This window comes from Bremerella sp. JC817, assembly GCF_040718835.1.
Taxonomy (GTDB): Bacteria; Planctomycetota; Planctomycetia; order Pirellulales; family Pirellulaceae; genus Bremerella.
Map to the genome: position 1 here is coordinate 226332 of NZ_JBFEFG010000259.1, position 18980 is coordinate 245311.

The window sequence follows — 18980 nt, forward strand, 5'->3', positions numbered from 1 at the left end:
CGTTGAGAAACCAACCCATCATGTCTATCGTTCAAGCCACCTCCGCCGCCACAACAGGCGATCTGGAGGAACTCCCCAGTCGCTATCTCGTGGGCATCGACCTCGGCACGACCAATTCGGCCGTCACGTTTCTTGATACCCACAAGCCAGACGCCGCGATCGAGACCTTCCTCGTTCCCCAGGTCATCGCCCCTGGGCAGATCGAAGCGCGGACCACGCTGCCGTCGTTTCACTATCAGGCCGCCAGCGGCGAATTCGCGACCGATGCGTTGAAGCTGCCGTGGAGCAAATCGGACGAGTCGAACATGGTCGGCACGTTTGCCCGCGATCATGGAACGAGCGTCCCCGGACGCATGATCAACTCGGCGAAAAGCTGGCTTTCCCACTCCGGTGTCGATCGAACCGCGGCATTGCTCCCTTGGCATGGCACCGCCGATGTCGACAAGCTTTCGCCGGTCGAAGTGAGTAGCCGGTATCTGAAGCATGTTCGAGCGGCCTGGAATCATGCCCACAAGAGCGAACCGCTCGAAAAGCAAGACATCGTCCTGACGCTGCCTGCCTCGTTCGACGAGATCGCTCGCGAGCTGACGGTTGAAGCAGCGAAGCAGGCTGGCCTCAAGCGTGTGGTGCTGATCGAAGAACCACAAGCCGCGTTCTACGACTGGCTCGCCAAGCATTCCGATAGTTGGCAACAGCAAGTCGAGCCAGGCCAGACGATCCTGGTCTGCGACATCGGTGGCGGTACCAGCGACTTCACGCTGATCCGTGCCCGGGCCGGCGAAGAGAACCTGGTCCAGTTTCATCGCGTCGCCGTCGGCGAACATTTGATCCTGGGGGGCGACAACCTCGACCTCGCTCTGGCACACTACCTCGAACAAAAGCTCTCGCCGAACGAAAAGCTCCCGGCCGATCGCTGGTCGATTCTCGTCCGGCGTTGCCGCCAGATAAAAGAGACTTTCCTCGGTCCCGAGGCACCTGCTTCGCAAACGGTTAGCCTGCCGGCATTGGGATCGAAACTGATCGGTGGGGCTCTGCAGTGCGAAGTCACCCAGGCCGAAGTTCACCAGGTTCTAGCCGAAGGCTTTCTGCCGGAGTGTGGCCTCAACGAAACACCGCAGACGCGGACCTCAGGCTTTCAGGAGTTTGGCCTGCCGTATGCCCCTGATGCCGCGATCACGCGCTGGCTGGCCTACTTCCTGCGAACCCATCATGAGGTGATCGAACCAGAACATCGCCACGCCAGCGGAGCCGTTCGGCCTGACCTGGTGCTGCTCAATGGCGGGTTCTTCGAGTCCCCCGTTTTGAAGCAGCGTCTGCTAGACGTGCTGACCGGCTGGTTTGCTTCGCAAGATCCTGGCTGGAAACCGATCTTGCTCGAGAATCAACATCTCGACCTGGCGGTGGCCCGTGGGGCAGCCTATTACGGACAAGTCCGTCGTGGGACTGGCGTCAAAATCACAGCCAATCTCGCACGAACCTATTACATCGGTGTAGGTGGTGGCGAGTCGCCCGAAGCAATGTGCCTTCTGCCGGCGACGACGGAACCCGGTCAAGAAATCGATCTCAATCAGACGTTTCAGCTTCGCGTCTCCGAGCCAGTCGAGTTCCCGCTGTTTGTCTCAAGTACACGCTTGATCGACACGCCAGGGCAACTGGTGCCGATCGATCCGCAGCAAATCAAATCGCTCCCTCCCATTCGCACGGTGCTGCGTGCCCGTCGTCGCGCCGAGGCGGAAACCATTCCGGTTCATCTGCATGCCCGGCTGACCGAGATCGGCACGATCGAGCTTTGGTGTGCGGAAGTCGGAACCGATCGCAAGTGGCGACTTCAATTCGACATCCGTAGTGCCACGCAAACCGACATCGCGGCCCATCAATCGGCCAAAGAAGCGGAAGGGATGCTCGACGAATCGCAGTGGAACGGGGCCGAAACGCTGCTGGAAGAAACCTTCGCGGCCAGCGCCCCCCGCAAGCCCCAGCCGTTGATGAAAGATCTGGACGCGGCACTCGAAATGCCTCGCGACGCATGGCCGACTTCGCTGCTGCGGCGGATGTGGGAACAACTGATGGACCTGGAAACAGGTCGCACGAAGGGCCCCACGCACGAGTCGCGTTGGCTGAACCTTGCCGGATACTGCCTTCGACCTGGGTACGGCTTAGCACTGGACGACTGGCGTGTTTCCGAGACTTGGAAACTGCTGCAAGGCAAAGTGGTTCATAACGACGACAACTGCCGAAATCAGTCATTGATCTTGTGGCGAAGAATCGCCGGCGGATTGAATCGCGGGCAACAGCTTGCCTTGGCCGAGCCGCTGCTGGTAGCGACCCGGGCGATGCATAAACGCATGAATAGTGGCGGCGGAGGCGGCAACGCGTCGACCACCTTCACCCCGCAACAAGCGATCGAAGCCTGGCGACTTTTGGGCAGCCTTGAACTGCTGGGGGCACAAGAGAAGACCGAGATCGGGCGGATGCTGGTCGACCTACTCGGCAAGAAGAAGCTGGAACCGGCCCGAGGAGCGATGGCGTGGGCGATTGGCCGGTTGGGAACGCGGGTGCCGGTGTATGGCCCGCTCAATACGCTAGTCCCAAAAGAGATCGCCGGGCAATGGCTTGATGCGATCTACCGTCAGAAGACCAGCGATCGCGCCGACTTGTTGGCGGTCATGCAGTTGGCCCGCCGCACCGATGACCGCTACCGCGATCTTCCAGAGAAGGTCCGTACCGAAGCCGCTCAGTGGCTCCAGTCGAATCAGGCCCCAGAGCACTGGGTTCGCATCGTCCGCGAAGGAGGCCAACTCGACGAAGAAGAGCAATCACAAATCTTCGGCGAAAGCCTGCCAACCGGTTTGGTGCTGATGCGTTAAGAGGGATCTTGCGGATTTCTGAGCGCCTCGATGTCGATGAACATTTCGATTTGATCGTAAGGTATCTCGCGAACCTCGCCATCAATCTGCGTGATCAGCGGCGTCTTCGTCCGACGGCAAGTTTCGTACACATCGAGCATCGCTTCTCGAAATGCAGCCAATGCCTTTTCGGTGTTATCGCCTCGACTGTCAATCACAACGTTGCTCCTTGTCTTGTAGCCTTCGCAAACAGTTCCGGTTCTTTGACTGTGAGGAGGCCATTTACCGACTTAGCAATTAGCTCCGGTGGGTATTCTATTGAATTATAGATTCCAAAGCTGGAGACAATCGATCCATATTCCCGAAAGAAATTGCGGAGGCCTGCCTTGTATCTACGCCGGATATCTGGCTCTGGAATGTTGTGTCCTCCTTGGCGGACCCGATTCCTTACACGGCTGACGGCAATCTCTTCATCAGGAAGCCAAAGAAACGAAATTTCAATTGTATAACCACGATCCATCAGCTGCTTGAATCGTCGTAAATAGTTGCGTCCCGATAGCGTAGTCTCAATGCTAAAGGTCGCACTCTGAGCGACTAGCGAATCAAACTGCTGAAGCATAAGACGAGCAGCTTTATAATTCTGGGATTCGGGCTCTTCATGCGATAAGTCCAATGCGATCAAATCGGCATTCAGGAATATCTGACAGTCAGCGTACGTTGGCAAATATCTCGTAGCAAATGTCGTCTTTCCGGCACCGTTGGGCCCAGCGATAACGTACAGCGTTGGTTCCATAGCTCATGTCTCCGAGCGATCGATCCAGCGGGTTTTCTGGTGGGGATGGGCTTCGGTGAGCAGTCGCAGGACTTCAGCGGGATCGTGCGAGGTTAGCAGGAGCTGGCGGTTTTCTTCCGACATGAAGCCTTCGTCGGTCGCTTCGTCCAGCATGGTTAGCAGGGGATCGAAGAAGCCGTCGACATTCAGCAGGCCGCATGGTTTGGTGTGGAAGCCTAGCTGAGCCCAGGTGATCACCTCGAACAACTCTTCCAGCGTGCCATAGCCGCCTGGTAAGGCGAGAAAGCCATCGGCCAGGTCGGCCATCTTGGCTTTTCGCTGATGCATCGAGTCGACCACGATCAGGTTGGTCACGTCGTGATGGGCCAGCTCGCGATCGACCAGGGCCCCTGGGATCACACCAGTTACCTCGCCGCCAGCAGCCAAGGCCGCATCGGCGATCGCGCCCATGATTCCGACCTTGCCGCCACCATATACCAGGTGAATGTTCTGCTCGGCCAGCAGTCGCCCAAGTTGCTGCGCGACCTCAACGAAAACGGGTCGGCTACCAGAGGCCGACCCGCAAAATACACATAAGTTTTTCATGCTGGGTGCCATTCGTTCGTGGGCGCCCGGCGAGTTCTTACTTCGCTTCCAAAGCGAAGTCGCCTCGCATGTCACGCCACACGCAGTGGATATGGTTCGCCGGATTGCCAGAGACATCTGGTTGTGCGTTGACGAACTCAATTAAAAACGTTTTTCCCTGAACGCGATAGTAATGGGGAATCCCATCCTTGTAACCGCCAGCCCAGGCGAAGTGAATGTTGTTCCAACCGGCCGCTTCCAGATCGGCGTAACGCTTAGCTGCCACGTCGGCTGGCATCGCCGAAACATAGACATCGATCAGCTTCTTCAGCGTCGCTTGCTGATCGGCGGTCAACTTGCCATAGGCGATTCCTTCCGGAGCGGTCAGCGGAGGATGAGGTTCGCCGGCGTTACGAATTTCGGAAGGGCACTTGTCGGCGATCACGGCGACTTCTTTTTGTTCCGCGGAAAGCGAGTTGGCCAGCTCGAAACCGAGAGCTTCTTCGTCACGCAGAACGGCCATGCCCTTTGGGTAACCATCCAGCACGCTTTGCTTGACGACGGCTGGGTTGGTGGCGAAGAACTGCGGTGTCGATGAAACGACCTGGTCTCCTTCGACGACGAAGTTCAGCGAAAGGTGATGTCCTTCAAAGCTCAAGCCCCAACGGCTCCCTTCTTTGGGTTCGCCAAAGATGGTGACGTAGTAACGTTCGGTGTCGCGGATCGGTCCCGACTTCTGCACATGCTTCAGCAAGGCTTCCAGCGAGATGATTCCGGTCGTCTTGTCGTAACCAACCTGGCTCAAGGCCGACTTCAACAATGCATGCGTCATTTCGCGCTGCTGCGAAGTCATGAACTTCATCTGCAGGCCTTTGCGTTCATCTTTGGGGATGAAGTGCCACCCCAGACGCTGCTCGGCTTCGTAAGGATAGAGCATCGTCTTGCGCTGCTCGGCATCGAGAGATTCGACCAGGGCACCGGCCGACGCGGTCATCTTTTCGCCGGAGCTGGCCAGACGAAAATAGGTGTAAGCCGAGGTAACCGTTACCAGGGCAAGCATTAGCGAACAGACAGCAAGCAGACTTTTTCGCACGGTAAGTCCTTTGGCGGGGGTGGGCAAGCGGGTAGGATTTAGGGAAAGGGATTCTGCGATATTTTGGTTTTGCAGAGAATATAAATTACCATGAGCCCTGGCGAAATGCATCCCGCCAAGTCTCTTTTCCCACCAAACTGACTCCTTTCCCCCTTAAAGCTCGCTGGAGAACATCATGCTGAAACACCTGTCGCTGGGCTGCCTGGTCCTGCTGCTTTCTTCGCTGACTGCCTTTGCCGCCGACGGCAAGAAGGGTCCTCTGTGGCCGGAAGGTGCCCCAGGCGCCAAAGGTACCGCCGAGAACGACATCCCCACGCTGACGGCTTACCTGCCTGCTTCCGAAATCAACACTGGCTGCGCGATCGTTGTCTGCCCAGGGGGTGGCTACGGCGGCCTGGCGATCGGTCACGAAGGTTTCGAGATCGCTGAATTCTGGAACAATCTTGGCGTCGCCGCCTTCATCCTGGAATATCGTCACGCAGGACGTGGCTATCAGCATCCTGCTCCGCTGCAAGATGCACAGCGTGCCATCCGCACCGTCCGGGCACGTTGGGAAGAATATGGTATCGACCCGAACCGCGTCGGCATCATGGGCTTCTCGGCAGGTGGTCACCTCGCGTCATCGGCTGGTACCCACTTCGACGCCGGCAAGCCAGACGCTGCCGATCCTGTCGAACGCGTGAGCTGCCGACCTGACTTCCTGATCTTGTGCTACCCGGTGATCGCTTTCAACCAGCCATTCACCCATCGTGGTTCGCAGAAGAATCTGCTGGGCGCCGATGCCGACGAAGAGCTGACCAAGTCGATGTCGAGCGAACTTCAGGTCACTTCGGAAACCCCACCGACCTTCCTCTTCCACACCACCGAAGACACCGGCGTGCCACCACAAAACAGCATTGTGTTTTACCTGGCCTTGGTGAAGCACAAGGTGCCCGCGGAACTGCATGTGTTTGAAAAGGGCCGTCACGGCATCGGCCTGGGCAAGGCGGTCGCCGGTACGTCGGCCTGGCCTGAACTGGCCCACAACTGGCTGAAAGTTCGCGGCCTGCTTTCCGACAAGAAGTAATCGCAGCCTTCCAGAAGCAGCGTTAATCGCGCCGCTTCCCATGCGGTTACTACTGGAAATCACCATGGAGATCGACAGTGGCCAGCAGACTCTACATCTGCTGGCACCTGTCGATCTTTTTTTGTGCGCCGATACCAACGCGGTCCAACAGGTTTGGGTTTCCCGCAGCTTTGCGGACGATGGTGACGGCCGAAGCGACTCGTTCCCTGGAAACTGAATCGTGTACCTGACTGATTTGCCACCGCCGGCGGCTTGCCGCGCCCCGAATCGGACTTTAGTTAGCGACATGATCGTGAAGCTCGCTCCAAGCAGTTCCCGGGTGTCAGGTCCGCAGGCCGATTGATTGCTGCAATCGTTATCAGCAGCAGCCTGCCCCCCCGAAAACCTGGCATCGCAGTACCAGATTTTGTTGGGTGCGACGGCCTAAACCGTAAGCTTTCACAGACACGAGGCTACTGACAATCCTTGGACAGCAAAAAAGTGATGTTTGTGAATCAATCGTTTCTTAGCCACGGACTCGACTCGCTGGTCACCTTCAACCCGATCAGCATCCATAGCGATACGCAGCTAGGCGAACTACTGGAACGGCTTTATTGCACCGGCATTCATCATTGGCCGGTGGTCAATTGCCATCATCAAATCCTGGGGATGGTGACCGACCGCGATATTATTCGCTTCTTCAAGTCGCACCGGCTAAGAAACCATGCAAACCAGGGGGCTCGCGACGAATATCGGTTTCCAGTCACCGACTGCATGACCACGCAGGTCGAAACGATCGCCGCAGATGGCGACGCCTTAGAAGCGCTCGAACGAATACTCTCACACCACTTTCATGGCTTGCCGGTGTTGAATGGGGATTCGCTTTGCGGACTGGTCACCACCAGCGACTACATCCGCGAATTCGCATACAGCTCGCATCCGACGCGTGATGCTACCGTCGGGCAGGTCTACGACGATTCGCCGACAGTCGTCGACAGTCACATGCTGATTACCGATCTCTATGAAAAGCTCATCCGCGAACGTCTGGAATACGTTCTGGTGACCGAAGGTGAATGTGCCCTGGGCGTGGTGACCGTGCGGGATGTCAGCTTCCATCTTTGCCGACAATTGGCCCACTCGGCCTTCGATCCGAACCATGAAGATACCCGGCGCGCCGTCGACATGGTGAAGTCGACGAGCTGCGTGCGCGTGAGTGCCGACCTGGGACATGTGGCGACGATTTTGATGGAACAGAATATCCGCGCGACGATGGTCTGCCCACGTGGTTCCGAACCAGCCGGCGTGATCACCGAAGAACAAATTCTGGGCATGCTATGCCAACAGGAACGGATCTTGAACCTGGCTGCCAATTCGCCAGGTTCGGTCCGATCAATTCTCTAGCAGCGTCAAGCGTTCAACTTCCAGCGGGAAGTCGGCGTAAGTCCGGATACTGCTTGCTTTAGCATTGAGCACACGCACTTTTGCCGTGTTGCCGGTAGGTGCCCGGTTGTTTCGCCGGGACTCGAGCGTGAGCCGTTTCTCGGCACGTTCCAAGTCTTGCTTGCGGTCGGCATGCTGCTTGATCTCGGCTTCAAAACGCTGCTGCGTTTGCAAGCGTCGGGTTTGCAACACATCGCGGCTTGAAACCAGCCGGCGGCCTTCCGCTTGAACCTGGGCCAGGTCCCGTTCGTAATCGCCGACCAGGCGTTCCAGACGAAAGATTTCGCGGTCAAGTCGATCTTTACGGACCGGATCGTTGGTCTCTCGCTTTTCTTCGCTCAATCGGAAGATATCGTCGAACAAGATTGAAAGCTCGCGGCGAATCACACGCTGCTGGGCTTCCAACTGCGAGATCGAAACTTCCAGCGGCCCCAGCAGTTGACCCAGACGCTGATCTTCCTGCATCCATTGGCTGCGTAGTTGTTCGATCTGATCGGTTGCTTGCTGCTGATCGACTTCGATTTGCGTGCGGCGAATTTCGATCTGCTGCTGGTTCTGCATCTTCTCGAGCTGCTCTTTCTGCATCGCGTCGTCCTTCGCATCTTGCTGCTGCGTGGTCGACGTGGTGAACAGCGTGGCGACATCTTGATAGTTGTTCTCGAACTCGACGGCGCGCTCGCCAACGAGAACCGGCTTGATCATGTCACGCGATCGCTGCACCAGGGCGGCCGAGACATCGCCGGCTCGTGGTCCTTCGTAGAAAGCAAACAAGCGGCCCAGCAGTCGAATGGTTTCGCGAACGCGTTCTTCGTCGTCGCCGACCAGTTCTGCCGGCGGAAGCTCTTTACTGAGGCGTTGGGTCTGCACCAGGGCGGCATCGAATTTGTCTTGCAGCGTCCGAACCCAAATCAAAGCTCGCCAACTGCGATAGTCCTTCGAGTCGACTTCGATGGCGGCCTGAAAGGTCGCGGCGGCATCGTCGTATTGATGATGGCGAAGCAGCGCCAAGCCAGCCGCATATAGCGCCTCCGCGTCGCGAAGTCCTTTGGCTGTGTTCGTTGCCTGACGCACGGTCGCGATGCCGTCTGGGCCGACCTGCCAGCCATCGCGGAGCAATTCTTCGATGACCGCATGGGCATCATCCGCGGTCGCCATGCCTGGCATCACGCCCAGCATTACCAGCACCGCCCCAGTTGTCATCCAGCGGGAAAGCCACGCCATCCTATTGCTCCCGAGACCGCAAACGAGAAGAGTTTCAACGAAAAGGCCCTCCGAGAGAGGACCATTCGTATCGTAAGGACGATCTACAGGATTGACAAGAAACTTTTAGATTTCGCCGAGAGTTGTGCGTTATTAGGCGATTTTCGCCGGATCGAACAGCAGCGGAAAGAACTGTCCCTGCATCTTCTCTCCGGCAGCGATCGGCGGAACTCCGGTCAACAGTTCTTCGTTCTTATCGCTCATCACACCATCGCGGATGGCGTTGATCACCGTTGCCCGGCGTGGTCGATCGATTCGATTTTCAAATGAACCATGCACGGTCAGCGGATGGTGGAACGTCGCTTCGCCCGCTTTCAGTTCAGCAGGCACCGGATGCTGGAACTGTTCCCACTGCTCGTCAGTCAGCACTTCGCGGATTGCTTCCATGTTGCCGGCCAGCCCAGTGATCGGCAGCAAATTCCAGCGATGGCTGCCGGGAATATACTGCACGCAGCCGTTGTCGTTGGTCGCATCGTCCAAGCCAATCCAGCAGGTGAGGTGAGCGACCGGCTTCGTTCGCGTCCAATAGCTGTAATCTTGATGCCAGGCGACCACGCCACCATGGTGGGCCGGCTTGCAGAATAACTGGTCGTGCCAGAAACGGACCGGGCCTTCCAGCAACTGGCTGGCCGCCATCACAAACGCCGGCGACCACAACACATCGTGAAATGCCGGACGCAACCGCCACGCGCCCAGCGCATGAAACAGAACCGTTTCCGGGGTGGTCGATTCGTTGGTGTGATACTCGTACCACAGATTCTGGCCTTCATGTTCGGGCTCGAAGAACTCGGCTAGTTCGGTCCGCAGTGTTTCGGTCTGCGTGGCATTCAAAATCGGAATGCCGGCCAGGTAACCATCCTGTTGGTACGAAGCAATTTGCTGATCGGTCAGGCGGTATTGATCCCAGCCAGTAGCATCGGTCGGCCAGGCAAACAAATCGGTGGCAAGTTCGTGCAGTTCAGACCAGTCGCGGGCCATCGTGTAACACTCGCAGGAGAGAAGGATAAGGAAGGGAGGAGGCAAGACGCTTGGTTATCGCAGGCCCGCAGATAGAAATCAAGCATCGCTCGCCGCCCGATCAGTCACCGCACTTTAATGCGAATGATCATGATGATCGTGGTCGTGATCATGATCGTGTCCATGCGCGTGGTCGTGACCATGGTCATGATCGTGCGAATGATCGGCGCTGCTTCCTTCCGGATGCAAGTCGTTGAAGTGGATATGCAGTTGCGGCCGGGCTTTCACCAGCTTCGAAACACCTTCATCGGTCAGCTTGGTATCGTCCGCGTAGAACGACTGAAGCTGCTCGAGTTGGGCGATCGAATCGATCGAAGCGTCAGTGATCGGGCAGTGCAGCAGGTGCAAATACAAGATCGACTTGCTTTCGCCCACCTTCGCGATCGCCGCATCGGTAATGTTCGGCGAACCGATTCGCAGTAGTTCCAGATTCGGCAGGGCGGCAATCTTCGCAAGCCCTTCGTCCGTCAATTCACTGGCAGGCAGATTGACGATTTTCAGGCTTTCAATCGCGGCGATCTTTTCGGCTTCGGCATCGGTGATCGGCGTTTGATCAAGCCGCAGTTCGCGCAGCTTCAAGGTTGGTTCGAGATGCTGCAGTTGCTGCAGCGGTGCGACGGAATCTTTGACCTGAATGCTGTCCGTCGCGGCGGACGACACGTCGAGTAGCTGCCGTTCGAAGGTTGCCTCTGGCGGAGTATCGGGGTACGGCGGTACCTCTTCGCAACCAACGACGAACAACAAAATTCCAGCCAACAGCAAACGCAGCATCGAAATCAATCCAGGGAAGGGGAGTCAACTTGGCAGGCTAACCGCAACGGGGGCAACGGAGTCGATAGCGTGTCACGCCACCGCCGCGGGAAGTTCCCGATATCATAATCTCTCCGCAGCGAGGGCAGAAATCAGGCATCGTGTCGTCTTCGCCGTCGTCATCTTTCTGCTGGCAAGCCACGCAGATCTTGGTGTCAGGAAAGATCTCGAGACGTTCCGCCGGAATCGTGCGTTGGCATTGCTCGCAGACCCGGGCGTCCCCCCATTCTTCTTCCTCGTCGCGCGGGAGATCGATTCGCAGTCCGGTGCGACCACATTCGCCGCACACAAGCTTGCTGCCGCTGCGTTCGAACAGCTCTTCAATCAGGGACTGGTCTGGGTTTTCTTCCCGACGCAGCATCCCTTGCTGATGCAACAGCCGCAGCTTTTCGACAGTTCCAACCAATCGATGCCAATGACAATCAGGACAGCTTATTTCTTTCAGCATGGCAATTTGGGGGGCGATTTCGGCCGCTGCGACTAACCTATCGTTTTTGGCCTGCGGGGAAACTAGAATAGGGGATCACGTCTGCAGCCCCTTGGCAATCTAGTATTGTTGCAAAAATAACCCACCTCGGAGAGCACCATTCATGTCGTTGCGTATTTTTCTTTGCTTCGTTAGCTGCATGTCGCTGGCATCGATTGCCTGCGGTCAGGAATTCAAGAGCGGTATTGAGTGGCCTGAGCCTAAGGTCGTGACGCCTGGCGACAAGCCGACCGATCCACCGGCCGACGCGACGATTTTGATCGGTAACGATGGCATGTCGGCCTGGGTCGGCGGAGACAAATGGAAGTTTGAAGATGGTGTCGCAACCGCCGCCAAGGGTGGTATTCACACCAAGGAAAAGTTCGGTGATGTCCAACTGCACGTCGAATGGGCCGCTCCGGCAGAAGTGAAGAGCAGCGGTCAGGGACGCGGAAACAGTGGCGTCTTCTTGATGGGTAAGTACGAGATCCAGGTCCTCGATTCGTACAACAACGAAACCTACTTCGATGGCCAGGCCGGCGCCGTTTACAAGCAGTCGCCTCCGATGGTCAACGCCATGAAAAAGCCTGGCGAATGGAACACCTACGACATCATCTTCAATCGTCCGCAGCGGAACGAGAAGGGTGATGTCGTCGTTCCAGCCACCATCACCGTGATCCACAACGGTGTCGTACTGCATCACGCCTATCCGATCCGTGGCAGCACCAACTGGCACAAGCCACCGGCTTACGATAACCATGGCGACAAAGAGAGCATCGCCCTGCAATTCCACGGAAACCCCGTGAAATTCCGCAATATGTGGGTTCGCGAGTTCAAGCAAATCCAGCCAACCTTCGTGCCGGAAGATACCGAAATGGTTCGTTACCGTGCCGACTGGGCGACTGAAACCATCACGGCTGCTCCGCCAGAAGAAAGCGTTTCGGAAGAAGCGAAGCCGACCGAAGAGATGAAGCCGGAAACCAAGACCGAAGCAAAGCCTGAGGCCAAACCCGAAGCGAAGGAAGAGCAGAAGTCGGAAGAAAAGCCGGCCGCCAAGCCAGAAGAAAAGAAGGAAGCTGCCGCCGACGCTCCGAAAGAAGAAGCCAAGGCAGATCAACCTAAGTAAGCTGCTTCGCCAGCTCGAACCAATTCAAGACGCACCGCAATCCGGTGCGTCTTCTTTTTTAGAAGGACCGCTCTGATGACACGATGCCTGTTTGTGCTGCTCCTGCTTCTGCCAACGCTGGCCTATGCCGAGTCACCGGAAGCGGAACCATCGTTTCGTCCTTCGGCGCTAGGCATCACCCCGCCACTGCTGGAGCGTGGCACCGATCTCGACCAATACGTTGGACGCCTGATCGCGATCCGTGGCGAGCTTCACGACACCAAGATCCCGACGATCCTGGGGATCGATATCGCTGTGCCGGACGAAACGCTGCGGGGAAAAGAGTGTTACGCCATCTGAATTCTGGGCAAATGGACGCGTCCGCCCGCAGCGAAGGGGGACGCGAAGAATTCCAAACCCGAAATCGCTTACCGCAAGAAGGACACGATCTATACCCTCTACTTTGATCTCGACCGGAAGCTGGCACCGGCCCAAGCTTGGCCCCAGAAGTGATCAAACAATGTGAATTATTAGGGTAGGGATACTATCGCCAGCAGCCATCATCCCACCTTCCAGGGGTGATTTCTCGTAGTTTCTGGAGCCCTAAACCCGGAAACAGACGGCGTTTACATAACTATTACACAGCTTCGACAGGGCGTTTACCCTCAGCTCGACGATTGTCCTTACAATTCGACTCAATCAGTGACACTTCTGAAATGAGCAAGAAGTCCACTGATCTCGACCTCTCCCCCCGCAAAGATCGCAAATCTTAAGGACAGACCATGTCGATCGTAACTGAAAAAGACGACCCATCGCTCTTGGGCGAAAGTAATATTGCAAAGAAGCGTCCGACGAAGTCGCGGAAGAAAGATCCGAACCGTCCACGCCAGTCGAAGCCCTACAGCCAGCGTTTCCGCCATGGCAACGCCTGGCCTACGATCTTGTGGATCGGCCTGATTCACTTGGGTGCCTTGGCAGCTCCGTTCTGCTTCACTTGGGATGGCTTGATCGCCGCTGTCTTCTTGTACTATTTGACCGGCTGCGTCGGCGTTACGCTCGGTTTGCACCGCTACCTGACCCACGCTGGTTTCAAGACTTACAAGCCAGTCCGTTACGCGTTGGCCTTCATCGGTCAGCTTTCGGGCGAAGGCTCGGCCTTGGACTGGGTCGCCACGCACCGTAAGCATCACGCCCACAGCGATCAAGAAGACGATCCTCACTCGCCAGAAGATGGCGGTTGGTGGGCTCACATCATCTGGCTGGCTCCTCACCACACCCCTGCAGAAAAAGACGAACTGCACATGCGCTGGGGACCTGATCTTCGCAAAGATCGCGGCATGTGGTTCCTGCATCAGACCTTTATCCTGTGGCACCTGGTGCTTGGCGTTGCCCTGATGGGTCTGGGCTATTACCTGGGTGGCTGGTACACCGCTTGTTCGCTGGTGGTTTGGGGTATGTTCCTTCGCTTGACCGTCCTGCTTCACGTGACCTGGTTCGTGAATTCGGCAACGCACATGTGGGGCTACCGCAACTACGAAACGACCGACAAGAGCACCAACCTGTGGTGGGTCGGCCTGTTGGCTTTCGGCGAAGGCTGGCACAACAACCATCACGCTTACCCACGCATGGCCGTCCATGGTCACAAGTGGTGGGAATTCGACCTGACCTGGAACGTGCTGCGAGTCATGCGGATGTTTGGCCTGGCCTGGGACATCGTCGACTACAAGCAGAAGACCAAAGATGGCACGGTGAAGGTTTAACTTCCCGATCCAACTTCAATCCAACGAAAAAGGCTCGACCAATACTGGTCGAGCCTTTTTTTATTAGTGGCCTGTTCGAGGAAAGCTTCGCGTCAGGTCGAAGCTTCTTCTTCGCCGCTTTCGGCCTGGATGTTGTCGACGCCATTGGGCAGAAACTGGTAGCCGGCGTCGCGGATCGTGATGAAGTACTTCGGCTTCCCCTTGTCCTTCTCGAACATCTTGCGCAAGCGACCGATGAACTGGTCCGGGGCACGCGTCGACACGTGGCCCGGCATCTCCCACACTTCCTTCAGCAGTTCTTGCTTAGGAATGATCCGGCCGGCATTGCTGACGAAGTGATAGAGCAGCTTCGATTCCAATTGCGTCAGGCGAATCGGCTTCGAGTCGACGAAGGCCTGGAAGGTATCGAAATCGATCTCGACATTGGCAAAGCTGTACTGATGGATTAGCTCTTCATGCTTCTCTTGCGTCGGCTGGCGACGACGTCGCAGCATCAGAAGGTTCTTCACGCGGCTGAGGAACTCGTCCAGGTCGAACGGCTTCATCATGTATTGATCCGCCCCGACATCGAATCCGCGGGTCCGATCTTCCGACAGCGTCCGGGCACTCAGAATCAAGATCGGCATATCTTCGCCGTTGCTGCGTAGCGTTTCACACACGGCATAGCCGCTCATGCCTGGCAGCATCAGGTCGAGAATCACCAGGTCGACTTTGCCAGGATTCTCTTCCACAATCCGCAGCGCCGTGCGGCCATCTTCGGCTACGGAAACCTTGTAGCCCTCCGCTTCCAGATTGAAGCGAATCCCAACGGCCAAATGCTCTTCATCTTCGACCACGACAATATGCGTGTCGGCATTCGATTTCATCGCTCTGTCCCAGTTTCTCGCTTTGCTTTCCAAATATTCCGCGACTGCTCACTAGGCCGAAACCGGCTCGGCCAGGGCCGGATCGCCCACGGTCTTGGCACCTGGCAGGGTAACCACGAACACCGTACCGCTTCCCTTGGGTGGATCCTTCACGCGAACGTCGCCTCGCATCCGTTTCACCAGCGTTCGGACGATATACAGTCCAAGGCCGGTGCCCGGCTTCTCGCGTTGCAGTTCGAGCCCCAGTCGCACAAAGCGTCCGAAGATCTTCCGCCGCTGCGAAAACGGAATCCCTGGTCCATTATCGGCAACTTCGATGACCGCCTCGTCGTTATATTTCACCCGGAGTTGTACTCGTACTTCGGGATCTTTACCGGAGTATTTTACCGCGTTGTCGATCAAATTTCGAAAAATGATCTCGATATCGCCATGCAAGCCACGAATGCTGCACGGCACCGTTTTCAGCTTGATCGTATCGGGAGGCAATCGATAGAGCAGGGCGACCGACTGGGCACAGCCTGCCAGCACTTTGTCGAGCCGAACGTCACCTTCCTCGGCATCCTCGTGGCTGCGATCGAGCCGACCAGCTTCCAACAGATGGTTGATCAAATGATCGAGCCGCTCGACATCTTCGAGCATCGTTTCGTAGAACGAGCCCACCTTTTCCGGCGGGATGCTCCGGCGATTGAGCGTTTGCAGGTACAGCTTCAGCGACGCGATCGGACTTTTCAGTTCGTGCGTCACGCTATCGATAAAGTTGGCTTGCCGCTGGCTGAGGTTGATCGCCTTAATCGACAGCACCATGTAAAAGATCACGCCGGCCAGAATCACCGCCAGAAACGTCGCCCCGATAGGCAGAAACGTCCAATAGAGGGGCGCGGCCTGCTCGTTTTCCGTCGCCCCCCAAACATTGATCATCACCCAGCCAATGATCAAAGCAATCAGCAGGACAATCATGATCACGGCAAGCGTGATCGGTAAACCAAGGCGGCGACGGATAGACATAGGCAAACAAAGCAAAAGGACTCGGCGGTCGTTCGATCCCGATGCGTTGCATTATAACCCGTTTCGATCGCGGGCCGAGGTCCATAATGCGTGGTTATCGCTACGGGGTCAGCAAACCGATTCGCCAATTGAATTTGCCAAGCCTCGGTTCCGCCCCTTCGGCCGGATGAATACTGTCGGCCGCGGCAAAGGGCTGTTTTACGGTCGCGGCCAGCGTCGAGTAGATCCACAACAACACGAGCACGCGAACCATGGCCACGGCCTTACAGAAAAGAGGTGCGAATCGTTCGTTTAAGGTATCATGCCGGCACACCTTTGGCGAACTGTTGGAACCCCACGTGCGAATTGTTTCTTTACTGCTGTTTTGCGTTAGCTGCCTCGGGCTAAGCTGGCTCGGCATGATGGCCGTGCACGAACTGGGCCATGTAATCGGGGCGATGCTCACCGGTGGTCAGGTGCAACAGGTCGTGCTGCACCCATTCGAGATTTCGCGTACCGATGTTTCCCCCAACCCAGCCCCTGGCATCGTCGTTTGGCTGGGTCCGCTTTTCGGAGCGTTCGTTCCGGTCGCCATCTGGCTTGCGATTCCGGCAAACTGGTCATGGCATCGCAGCCTAGCCCAATGGATGGCAGGCTTCTGCTTGATTGCCAACGGATGCTATATCGGGTTCGGCTCGTTTGCCCGGATCGGCGATTGTCGGCAGATGCTGGAAAGTGGCAGCCCGATCTGGACCTTGTGGCTGTTCGCATGCGTGACGATCGTCCCGGGCGTTTGGCTATGGCATCGCCTTGGTTCGCTCGATCAGCTTTGGAAAACCGAACACCCCATTTCGCTGCGAGCCGCGGCAATTACCTTCGCCACGTTCGTCGCCAGCGCAATCGTTTTGGCTCTGCTGTCTGGCTAGTACGAAATCAGAATTCGATCGACAAGTGCCACGCGACATGTTCAGCGGTCGCCTTCGTCAGCACATCGTGCCACGCATCCAGCTCGGCGACCACGTCGTCGGTATTGGGAAGCGTGGCGGGATGGTCGGCCAGGTATTCGCGAAACGCCGACACCGTTTGCAGTCCTTGAATCGGTGCGTACCACGTTTCTGCCGGCAGATCGATCCCGGCCACATCGATGCCGCTGGCTTTCATTTTCCGCGCGGCTTCGTCAGGCGATTGGCTGTGGAACTCGGTGAGCGGCACGACTTGCAGCTTCCGCGCGAGCCGCTGCAGTAACGGCTCGGCGCCGGCGATTGCTTTGCCAGGCACCTTGGCCGTTAGTTTCGGGATGTTTCGATGCAGCACGATCGAAAACTCAGGCATCGCGGCTTCTGTTTCTCGTTCCGGAGGGCATTGGCAGGGAAGCTACTTCTGCAACGCATTAGACATCTTCAGTAACTGATCGACAATCTTGCGGCTTGCGTTTTCTTCGACGAAGTTCGTTCCCAACCAGGTTTCGTACCCTCCCAAGCGGTGCTGTTCCGGCGTTGGGAGGTAACCAAATGACCCATTGGCCAGTTCGATCGTGAACGCATCGCCGAAGGGGGACCGGCTTTTGATTTCCAGCCCAGTCTCGGTGAACGTCTCGAAAGGAATCGCCGTGATTCCCAAGTCACCAATCCGCAAAACCTGGAGCGGCACCGAGACCTCGTCAGGGGCCTTCTGAATGTTCTCGATCCGGGCAGCATAAATCTGCTCGCGAATGTGCCCGGCCGGGTCTCCTTCGGCCTTCGCTTTGATCTGCTCGAAATGCTTCAGCATCTCTGGCGTCGGCTTGCGAGCCTTTAGCGGCAAGTGCGTCAGTTGCGCATCGAGCGGAACTTGCCGGTGGAACGCAATCGTTTCGTGAGCCGCTGCGACCTTGTCGGCAACTTTCCGCGCGACTTCCTGCATCTTTTCGTATGGAGCATATCGCGGCGGATTCTTGGCCGCGAAATCGATGTTGTTCACATCGCCGCTGGTGCCATTGGAAAGCATTCCGACGAACGCAGGCGACTGATCCTGGGCGTGCAAACTCTCTGCAATGAACTTCGCGAAGTAGCCGAAGTAGTCGGCCGAAACGTCTCCACTGCGAACGCCTCCGACGTAATGCAGCGAATAGTTCGCCAGCAGCGCGATCGGCTTGCCTTCCACCGAACGGACCGACAGGAAGCTGACTTCTGGATCGACCGGGCCCGCAGGCCGATCGAGGGCAGCACTACCGCGTGGCGGGTTCATTCGCACTTGGTCGATTCCACCAAAAGGATTGGTCAGATGAGCCGCATCCTTCATGTACCAGCGACGGTTGAAGACCTCGGTCGGCTCTTCGACGCTTCCCCAACCGATCTCGGCCGGCTCCAGATTATTCGTCGCCCGGACGACCCCATCAGCGATACGCTGCACGAGGAACTTTTGATAGCTGCTGTACTCTTGATCGCGAATCAGTTTCGACTTGCCACGGGCCGTGGTCGCCGAATGGGTATGCGTGGCGGCCAGAAGCTGATGCGAGGCTAGGATACCGGTCGCTTCTTCGATCAGAGCTTTCGCCTCGTCGAAAATCTCGGCCGGGATGCCCACGTTGTCGCAAAGTACAATCGCGATGCGTGTCTTACCGTCGTCCAGCACCAAACAGCGGGCGTAAAGTTCGTCGTGAATATGCCGCGCTGGAATCGGCTTCCAACCTCCCACAATCATTTCGCCCAGCGGAGGCGTGATGTTGCTGGTCGCCGCGCCGGCTTGCAGCGATTTGACATCTTCGGCCTGGGAAAACGCGCACACGTTGCTGATCAGCGCAGCACAAATCAGAAGAGAAGAGATGCGATTCATGAGAGGTTCTCGCTTGATCCAGAGGATGGGTGGGGAAGGGGATCGAAGTCGGCAGGCGAAAGACACCACCGCGAAGGGTGGTTATCGGTTGTGTTAATTTAACAAGATGCAACGTGA

Annotated in this window: 21 protein-coding genes; 8 read left to right on the plus strand and 13 right to left on the minus strand. The window is 57.0% G+C overall.

Going from position 1 to position 18980, the window contains the following annotated elements; genetic code table 11:
- Positions 1 to 20 precede the first annotated feature (20 nt).
- The gene (locus AB1L30_RS06020) at positions 21 to 2867 is read left to right on the plus strand and encodes an Hsp70 family protein (RefSeq protein ID WP_367012528.1); all 2847 of its coding nucleotides are present in this window, start codon (positions 21 to 23) and stop codon (positions 2865 to 2867) included.
- Here AB1L30_RS06020 and AB1L30_RS06025 read toward each other — a convergent pair.
- The 4 genes from AB1L30_RS06025 to AB1L30_RS06040 are packed head-to-tail and all read right to left on the minus strand — an operon-like array spanning position 2864 to position 5296.
- Positions 2864 to 3064 carry a hypothetical protein gene (locus AB1L30_RS06025; RefSeq protein ID WP_345095716.1) on the minus strand — a complete coding sequence of 67 codons (201 nt, stop codon included), beginning with the start codon at positions 3062 to 3064 and terminating at the stop codon, positions 2864 to 2866. The two genes, AB1L30_RS06020 and AB1L30_RS06025, sit on opposite strands and share 4 nt — an antisense overlap.
- Positions 3061 to 3639, minus strand: a complete 579-nt coding sequence (locus AB1L30_RS06030; protein ID WP_367012529.1) for an AAA family ATPase — start codon at positions 3637 to 3639, stop codon at positions 3061 to 3063. Before AB1L30_RS06030 ends, AB1L30_RS06025 begins: the two co-directional genes overlap by 4 nt.
- A gap of 3 nt (positions 3640 to 3642) precedes the next feature.
- Positions 3643 to 4224: a TIGR00730 family Rossman fold protein gene (locus AB1L30_RS06035; protein ID WP_367012530.1), complete on the minus strand. Its 582-nt coding sequence runs from the start codon at positions 4222 to 4224 to the stop codon at positions 3643 to 3645.
- A gap of 37 nt (positions 4225 to 4261) precedes the next feature.
- A complete protein-coding gene (locus AB1L30_RS06040) occupies positions 4262 to 5296 on the minus strand; it encodes a DUF3500 domain-containing protein (protein WP_367012531.1) in 1035 nt (344 codons plus the stop codon).
- A 175-nt stretch (positions 5297 to 5471) separates the two neighbouring features.
- Here AB1L30_RS06040 and AB1L30_RS06045 point away from each other — a divergent pair, with 175 nt between their 5' ends.
- The 3 genes from AB1L30_RS06045 (at position 5472) to AB1L30_RS06055 (ending at position 7742) form a co-directional block, all read left to right on the plus strand.
- Complete coding sequence (locus AB1L30_RS06045) at positions 5472 to 6362, plus strand: alpha/beta hydrolase (RefSeq protein ID WP_367012532.1); 891 nt, start codon at positions 5472 to 5474, stop codon at positions 6360 to 6362.
- 40 nt (positions 6363 to 6402) lie between these two features.
- Positions 6403 to 6579, plus strand: coding sequence for a hypothetical protein (locus tag AB1L30_RS06050; protein ID WP_367012533.1), 177 nt, complete (start codon positions 6403 to 6405; stop codon positions 6577 to 6579).
- A gap of 266 nt (positions 6580 to 6845) precedes the next feature.
- Positions 6846 to 7742 carry a CBS domain-containing protein gene (locus AB1L30_RS06055; protein ID WP_367012534.1) on the plus strand — a complete coding sequence of 299 codons (897 nt, stop codon included), beginning with the start codon at positions 6846 to 6848 and terminating at the stop codon, positions 7740 to 7742.
- Here AB1L30_RS06055 and AB1L30_RS06060 read toward each other — a convergent pair.
- The 4 genes from AB1L30_RS06060 to AB1L30_RS06075 form a co-directional block, all read right to left on the minus strand.
- A complete protein-coding gene (locus AB1L30_RS06060; RefSeq protein WP_367012535.1) occupies positions 7731 to 9002 on the minus strand; it encodes a hypothetical protein in 1272 nt (423 codons plus the stop codon). The genes AB1L30_RS06055 and AB1L30_RS06060 overlap by 12 nt on opposite strands.
- Before the next feature lie 132 nt (positions 9003 to 9134).
- Entirely contained in the window at positions 9135 to 10019 is an 885-nt protein-coding gene (locus AB1L30_RS06065; RefSeq protein WP_367012536.1) for a phytanoyl-CoA dioxygenase family protein, read from the minus strand.
- A gap of 114 nt (positions 10020 to 10133) precedes the next feature.
- Positions 10134 to 10829, minus strand: a complete 696-nt coding sequence (locus AB1L30_RS06070; protein ID WP_367012538.1) for a hypothetical protein — start codon at positions 10827 to 10829, stop codon at positions 10134 to 10136.
- 37 nt (positions 10830 to 10866) lie between these two features.
- Positions 10867 to 11316, minus strand: coding sequence for a TraR/DksA C4-type zinc finger protein (locus AB1L30_RS06075; RefSeq protein WP_367012539.1), 450 nt, complete (start codon positions 11314 to 11316; stop codon positions 10867 to 10869).
- A gap of 142 nt (positions 11317 to 11458) precedes the next feature.
- Here AB1L30_RS06075 and AB1L30_RS06080 point away from each other — a divergent pair, with 142 nt between their 5' ends.
- The 3 genes from AB1L30_RS06080 to AB1L30_RS06090 all read left to right on the plus strand — a co-directional run bounded on the left by AB1L30_RS06080 (position 11459) and on the right by AB1L30_RS06090 (position 14199).
- Entirely contained in the window at positions 11459 to 12460 is a 1002-nt protein-coding gene (locus AB1L30_RS06080) for a family 16 glycoside hydrolase (protein WP_367012540.1), read from the plus strand.
- Positions 12461 to 12535: 75 nt separating this feature from the next.
- Positions 12536 to 12799 (plus strand): hypothetical protein, encoded by a 264-nt coding sequence (locus AB1L30_RS06085; protein WP_367012541.1) that lies wholly within the window; start codon positions 12536 to 12538, stop codon positions 12797 to 12799.
- 422 nt (positions 12800 to 13221) lie between these two features.
- Positions 13222 to 14199 carry a fatty acid desaturase gene (locus AB1L30_RS06090; RefSeq protein ID WP_367012542.1) on the plus strand — a complete coding sequence of 326 codons (978 nt, stop codon included), beginning with the start codon at positions 13222 to 13224 and terminating at the stop codon, positions 14197 to 14199.
- Between the two features lie 92 nt (positions 14200 to 14291).
- On the opposite strand, the gene AB1L30_RS06095 is transcribed toward AB1L30_RS06090, so the two are convergent.
- The 3 genes from AB1L30_RS06095 to AB1L30_RS06105 all read right to left on the minus strand — a co-directional run bounded on the left by AB1L30_RS06095 (position 14292) and on the right by AB1L30_RS06105 (position 16323).
- Positions 14292 to 15065 (minus strand): response regulator transcription factor, encoded by a 774-nt coding sequence (locus AB1L30_RS06095; protein WP_367012543.1) that lies wholly within the window; start codon positions 15063 to 15065, stop codon positions 14292 to 14294.
- A 51-nt stretch (positions 15066 to 15116) separates the two neighbouring features.
- Complete coding sequence (locus tag AB1L30_RS06100; RefSeq protein ID WP_367012544.1) at positions 15117 to 16070, minus strand: HAMP domain-containing sensor histidine kinase; 954 nt, start codon at positions 16068 to 16070, stop codon at positions 15117 to 15119.
- Between the two features lie 100 nt (positions 16071 to 16170).
- The gene (locus tag AB1L30_RS06105) at positions 16171 to 16323 is read right to left on the minus strand and encodes a hypothetical protein (protein ID WP_367012545.1); all 153 of its coding nucleotides are present in this window, start codon (positions 16321 to 16323) and stop codon (positions 16171 to 16173) included.
- Positions 16324 to 16408: 85 nt separating this feature from the next.
- Between AB1L30_RS06105 and AB1L30_RS06110 the strand changes: the two genes are divergently transcribed.
- Positions 16409 to 16975, plus strand: a complete 567-nt coding sequence (locus AB1L30_RS06110; RefSeq protein ID WP_367012546.1) for a hypothetical protein — start codon at positions 16409 to 16411, stop codon at positions 16973 to 16975.
- Positions 16976 to 16982: 7 nt separating this feature from the next.
- On the opposite strand, the gene AB1L30_RS06115 is transcribed toward AB1L30_RS06110, so the two are convergent.
- Both AB1L30_RS06115 and AB1L30_RS06120 read right to left on the minus strand, forming a co-directional pair.
- Entirely contained in the window at positions 16983 to 17381 is a 399-nt protein-coding gene (locus AB1L30_RS06115; protein ID WP_367012547.1) for a hypothetical protein, read from the minus strand.
- Positions 17382 to 17423: 42 nt separating this feature from the next.
- Positions 17424 to 18863, minus strand: coding sequence for a neutral/alkaline non-lysosomal ceramidase N-terminal domain-containing protein (locus AB1L30_RS06120; RefSeq protein WP_367012548.1), 1440 nt, complete (start codon positions 18861 to 18863; stop codon positions 17424 to 17426).
- Positions 18864 to 18980: the final 117 nt, after the last annotated feature.

Bases quoted from the DNA above. Each gene is read 5' to 3' on its own strand.
- AB1L30_RS06075 (WP_367012539.1), bottom strand. From the start codon at position 11,316: ATGCTGAAAGAAATAAGCTGTCCTGATTGTCATTGGCATCGATTGGTT.
- AB1L30_RS06045 (WP_367012532.1), top strand. From the start codon at position 5,472: ATGCTGAAACACCTGTCGCTGGGCTGCCTGGTCCTGCTGCTTTCTTCG.
- AB1L30_RS06095 (WP_367012543.1), bottom strand. From the start codon at position 15,065: ATGAAATCGAATGCCGACACGCATATTGTCGTGGTCGAAGATGAAGAG.
- AB1L30_RS06090 (WP_367012542.1), top strand. From the start codon at position 13,222: ATGTCGATCGTAACTGAAAAAGACGACCCATCGCTCTTGGGCGAAAGT.
- AB1L30_RS06120 (WP_367012548.1), bottom strand. From the start codon at position 18,863: ATGAATCGCATCTCTTCTCTTCTGATTTGTGCTGCGCTGATCAGCAAC.
- AB1L30_RS06080 (WP_367012540.1), top strand. From the start codon at position 11,459: ATGTCGTTGCGTATTTTTCTTTGCTTCGTTAGCTGCATGTCGCTGGCA.
- AB1L30_RS06020 (WP_367012528.1), top strand. From the start codon at position 21: ATGTCTATCGTTCAAGCCACCTCCGCCGCCACAACAGGCGATCTGGAG.
- AB1L30_RS06060 (WP_367012535.1), bottom strand. From the start codon at position 9,002: ATGGCGTGGCTTTCCCGCTGGATGACAACTGGGGCGGTGCTGGTAATG.
- AB1L30_RS06105 (WP_367012545.1), bottom strand. From the start codon at position 16,323: ATGGTTCGCGTGCTCGTGTTGTTGTGGATCTACTCGACGCTGGCCGCG.
- AB1L30_RS06070 (WP_367012538.1), bottom strand. From the start codon at position 10,829: ATGCTGCGTTTGCTGTTGGCTGGAATTTTGTTGTTCGTCGTTGGTTGC.
- AB1L30_RS06050 (WP_367012533.1), top strand. From the start codon at position 6,403: ATGCGGTTACTACTGGAAATCACCATGGAGATCGACAGTGGCCAGCAG.
- AB1L30_RS06085 (WP_367012541.1), top strand. From the start codon at position 12,536: ATGACACGATGCCTGTTTGTGCTGCTCCTGCTTCTGCCAACGCTGGCC.
- AB1L30_RS06055 (WP_367012534.1), top strand. From the start codon at position 6,846: ATGTTTGTGAATCAATCGTTTCTTAGCCACGGACTCGACTCGCTGGTC.
- AB1L30_RS06100 (WP_367012544.1), bottom strand. From the start codon at position 16,070: ATGTCTATCCGTCGCCGCCTTGGTTTACCGATCACGCTTGCCGTGATC.
- AB1L30_RS06030 (WP_367012529.1), bottom strand. From the start codon at position 3,639: ATGGAACCAACGCTGTACGTTATCGCTGGGCCCAACGGTGCCGGAAAG.
- AB1L30_RS06035 (WP_367012530.1), bottom strand. From the start codon at position 4,224: ATGAAAAACTTATGTGTATTTTGCGGGTCGGCCTCTGGTAGCCGACCC.
- AB1L30_RS06065 (WP_367012536.1), bottom strand. From the start codon at position 10,019: ATGGCCCGCGACTGGTCTGAACTGCACGAACTTGCCACCGATTTGTTT.
- AB1L30_RS06115 (WP_367012547.1), bottom strand. From the start codon at position 17,381: ATGCCTGAGTTTTCGATCGTGCTGCATCGAAACATCCCGAAACTAACG.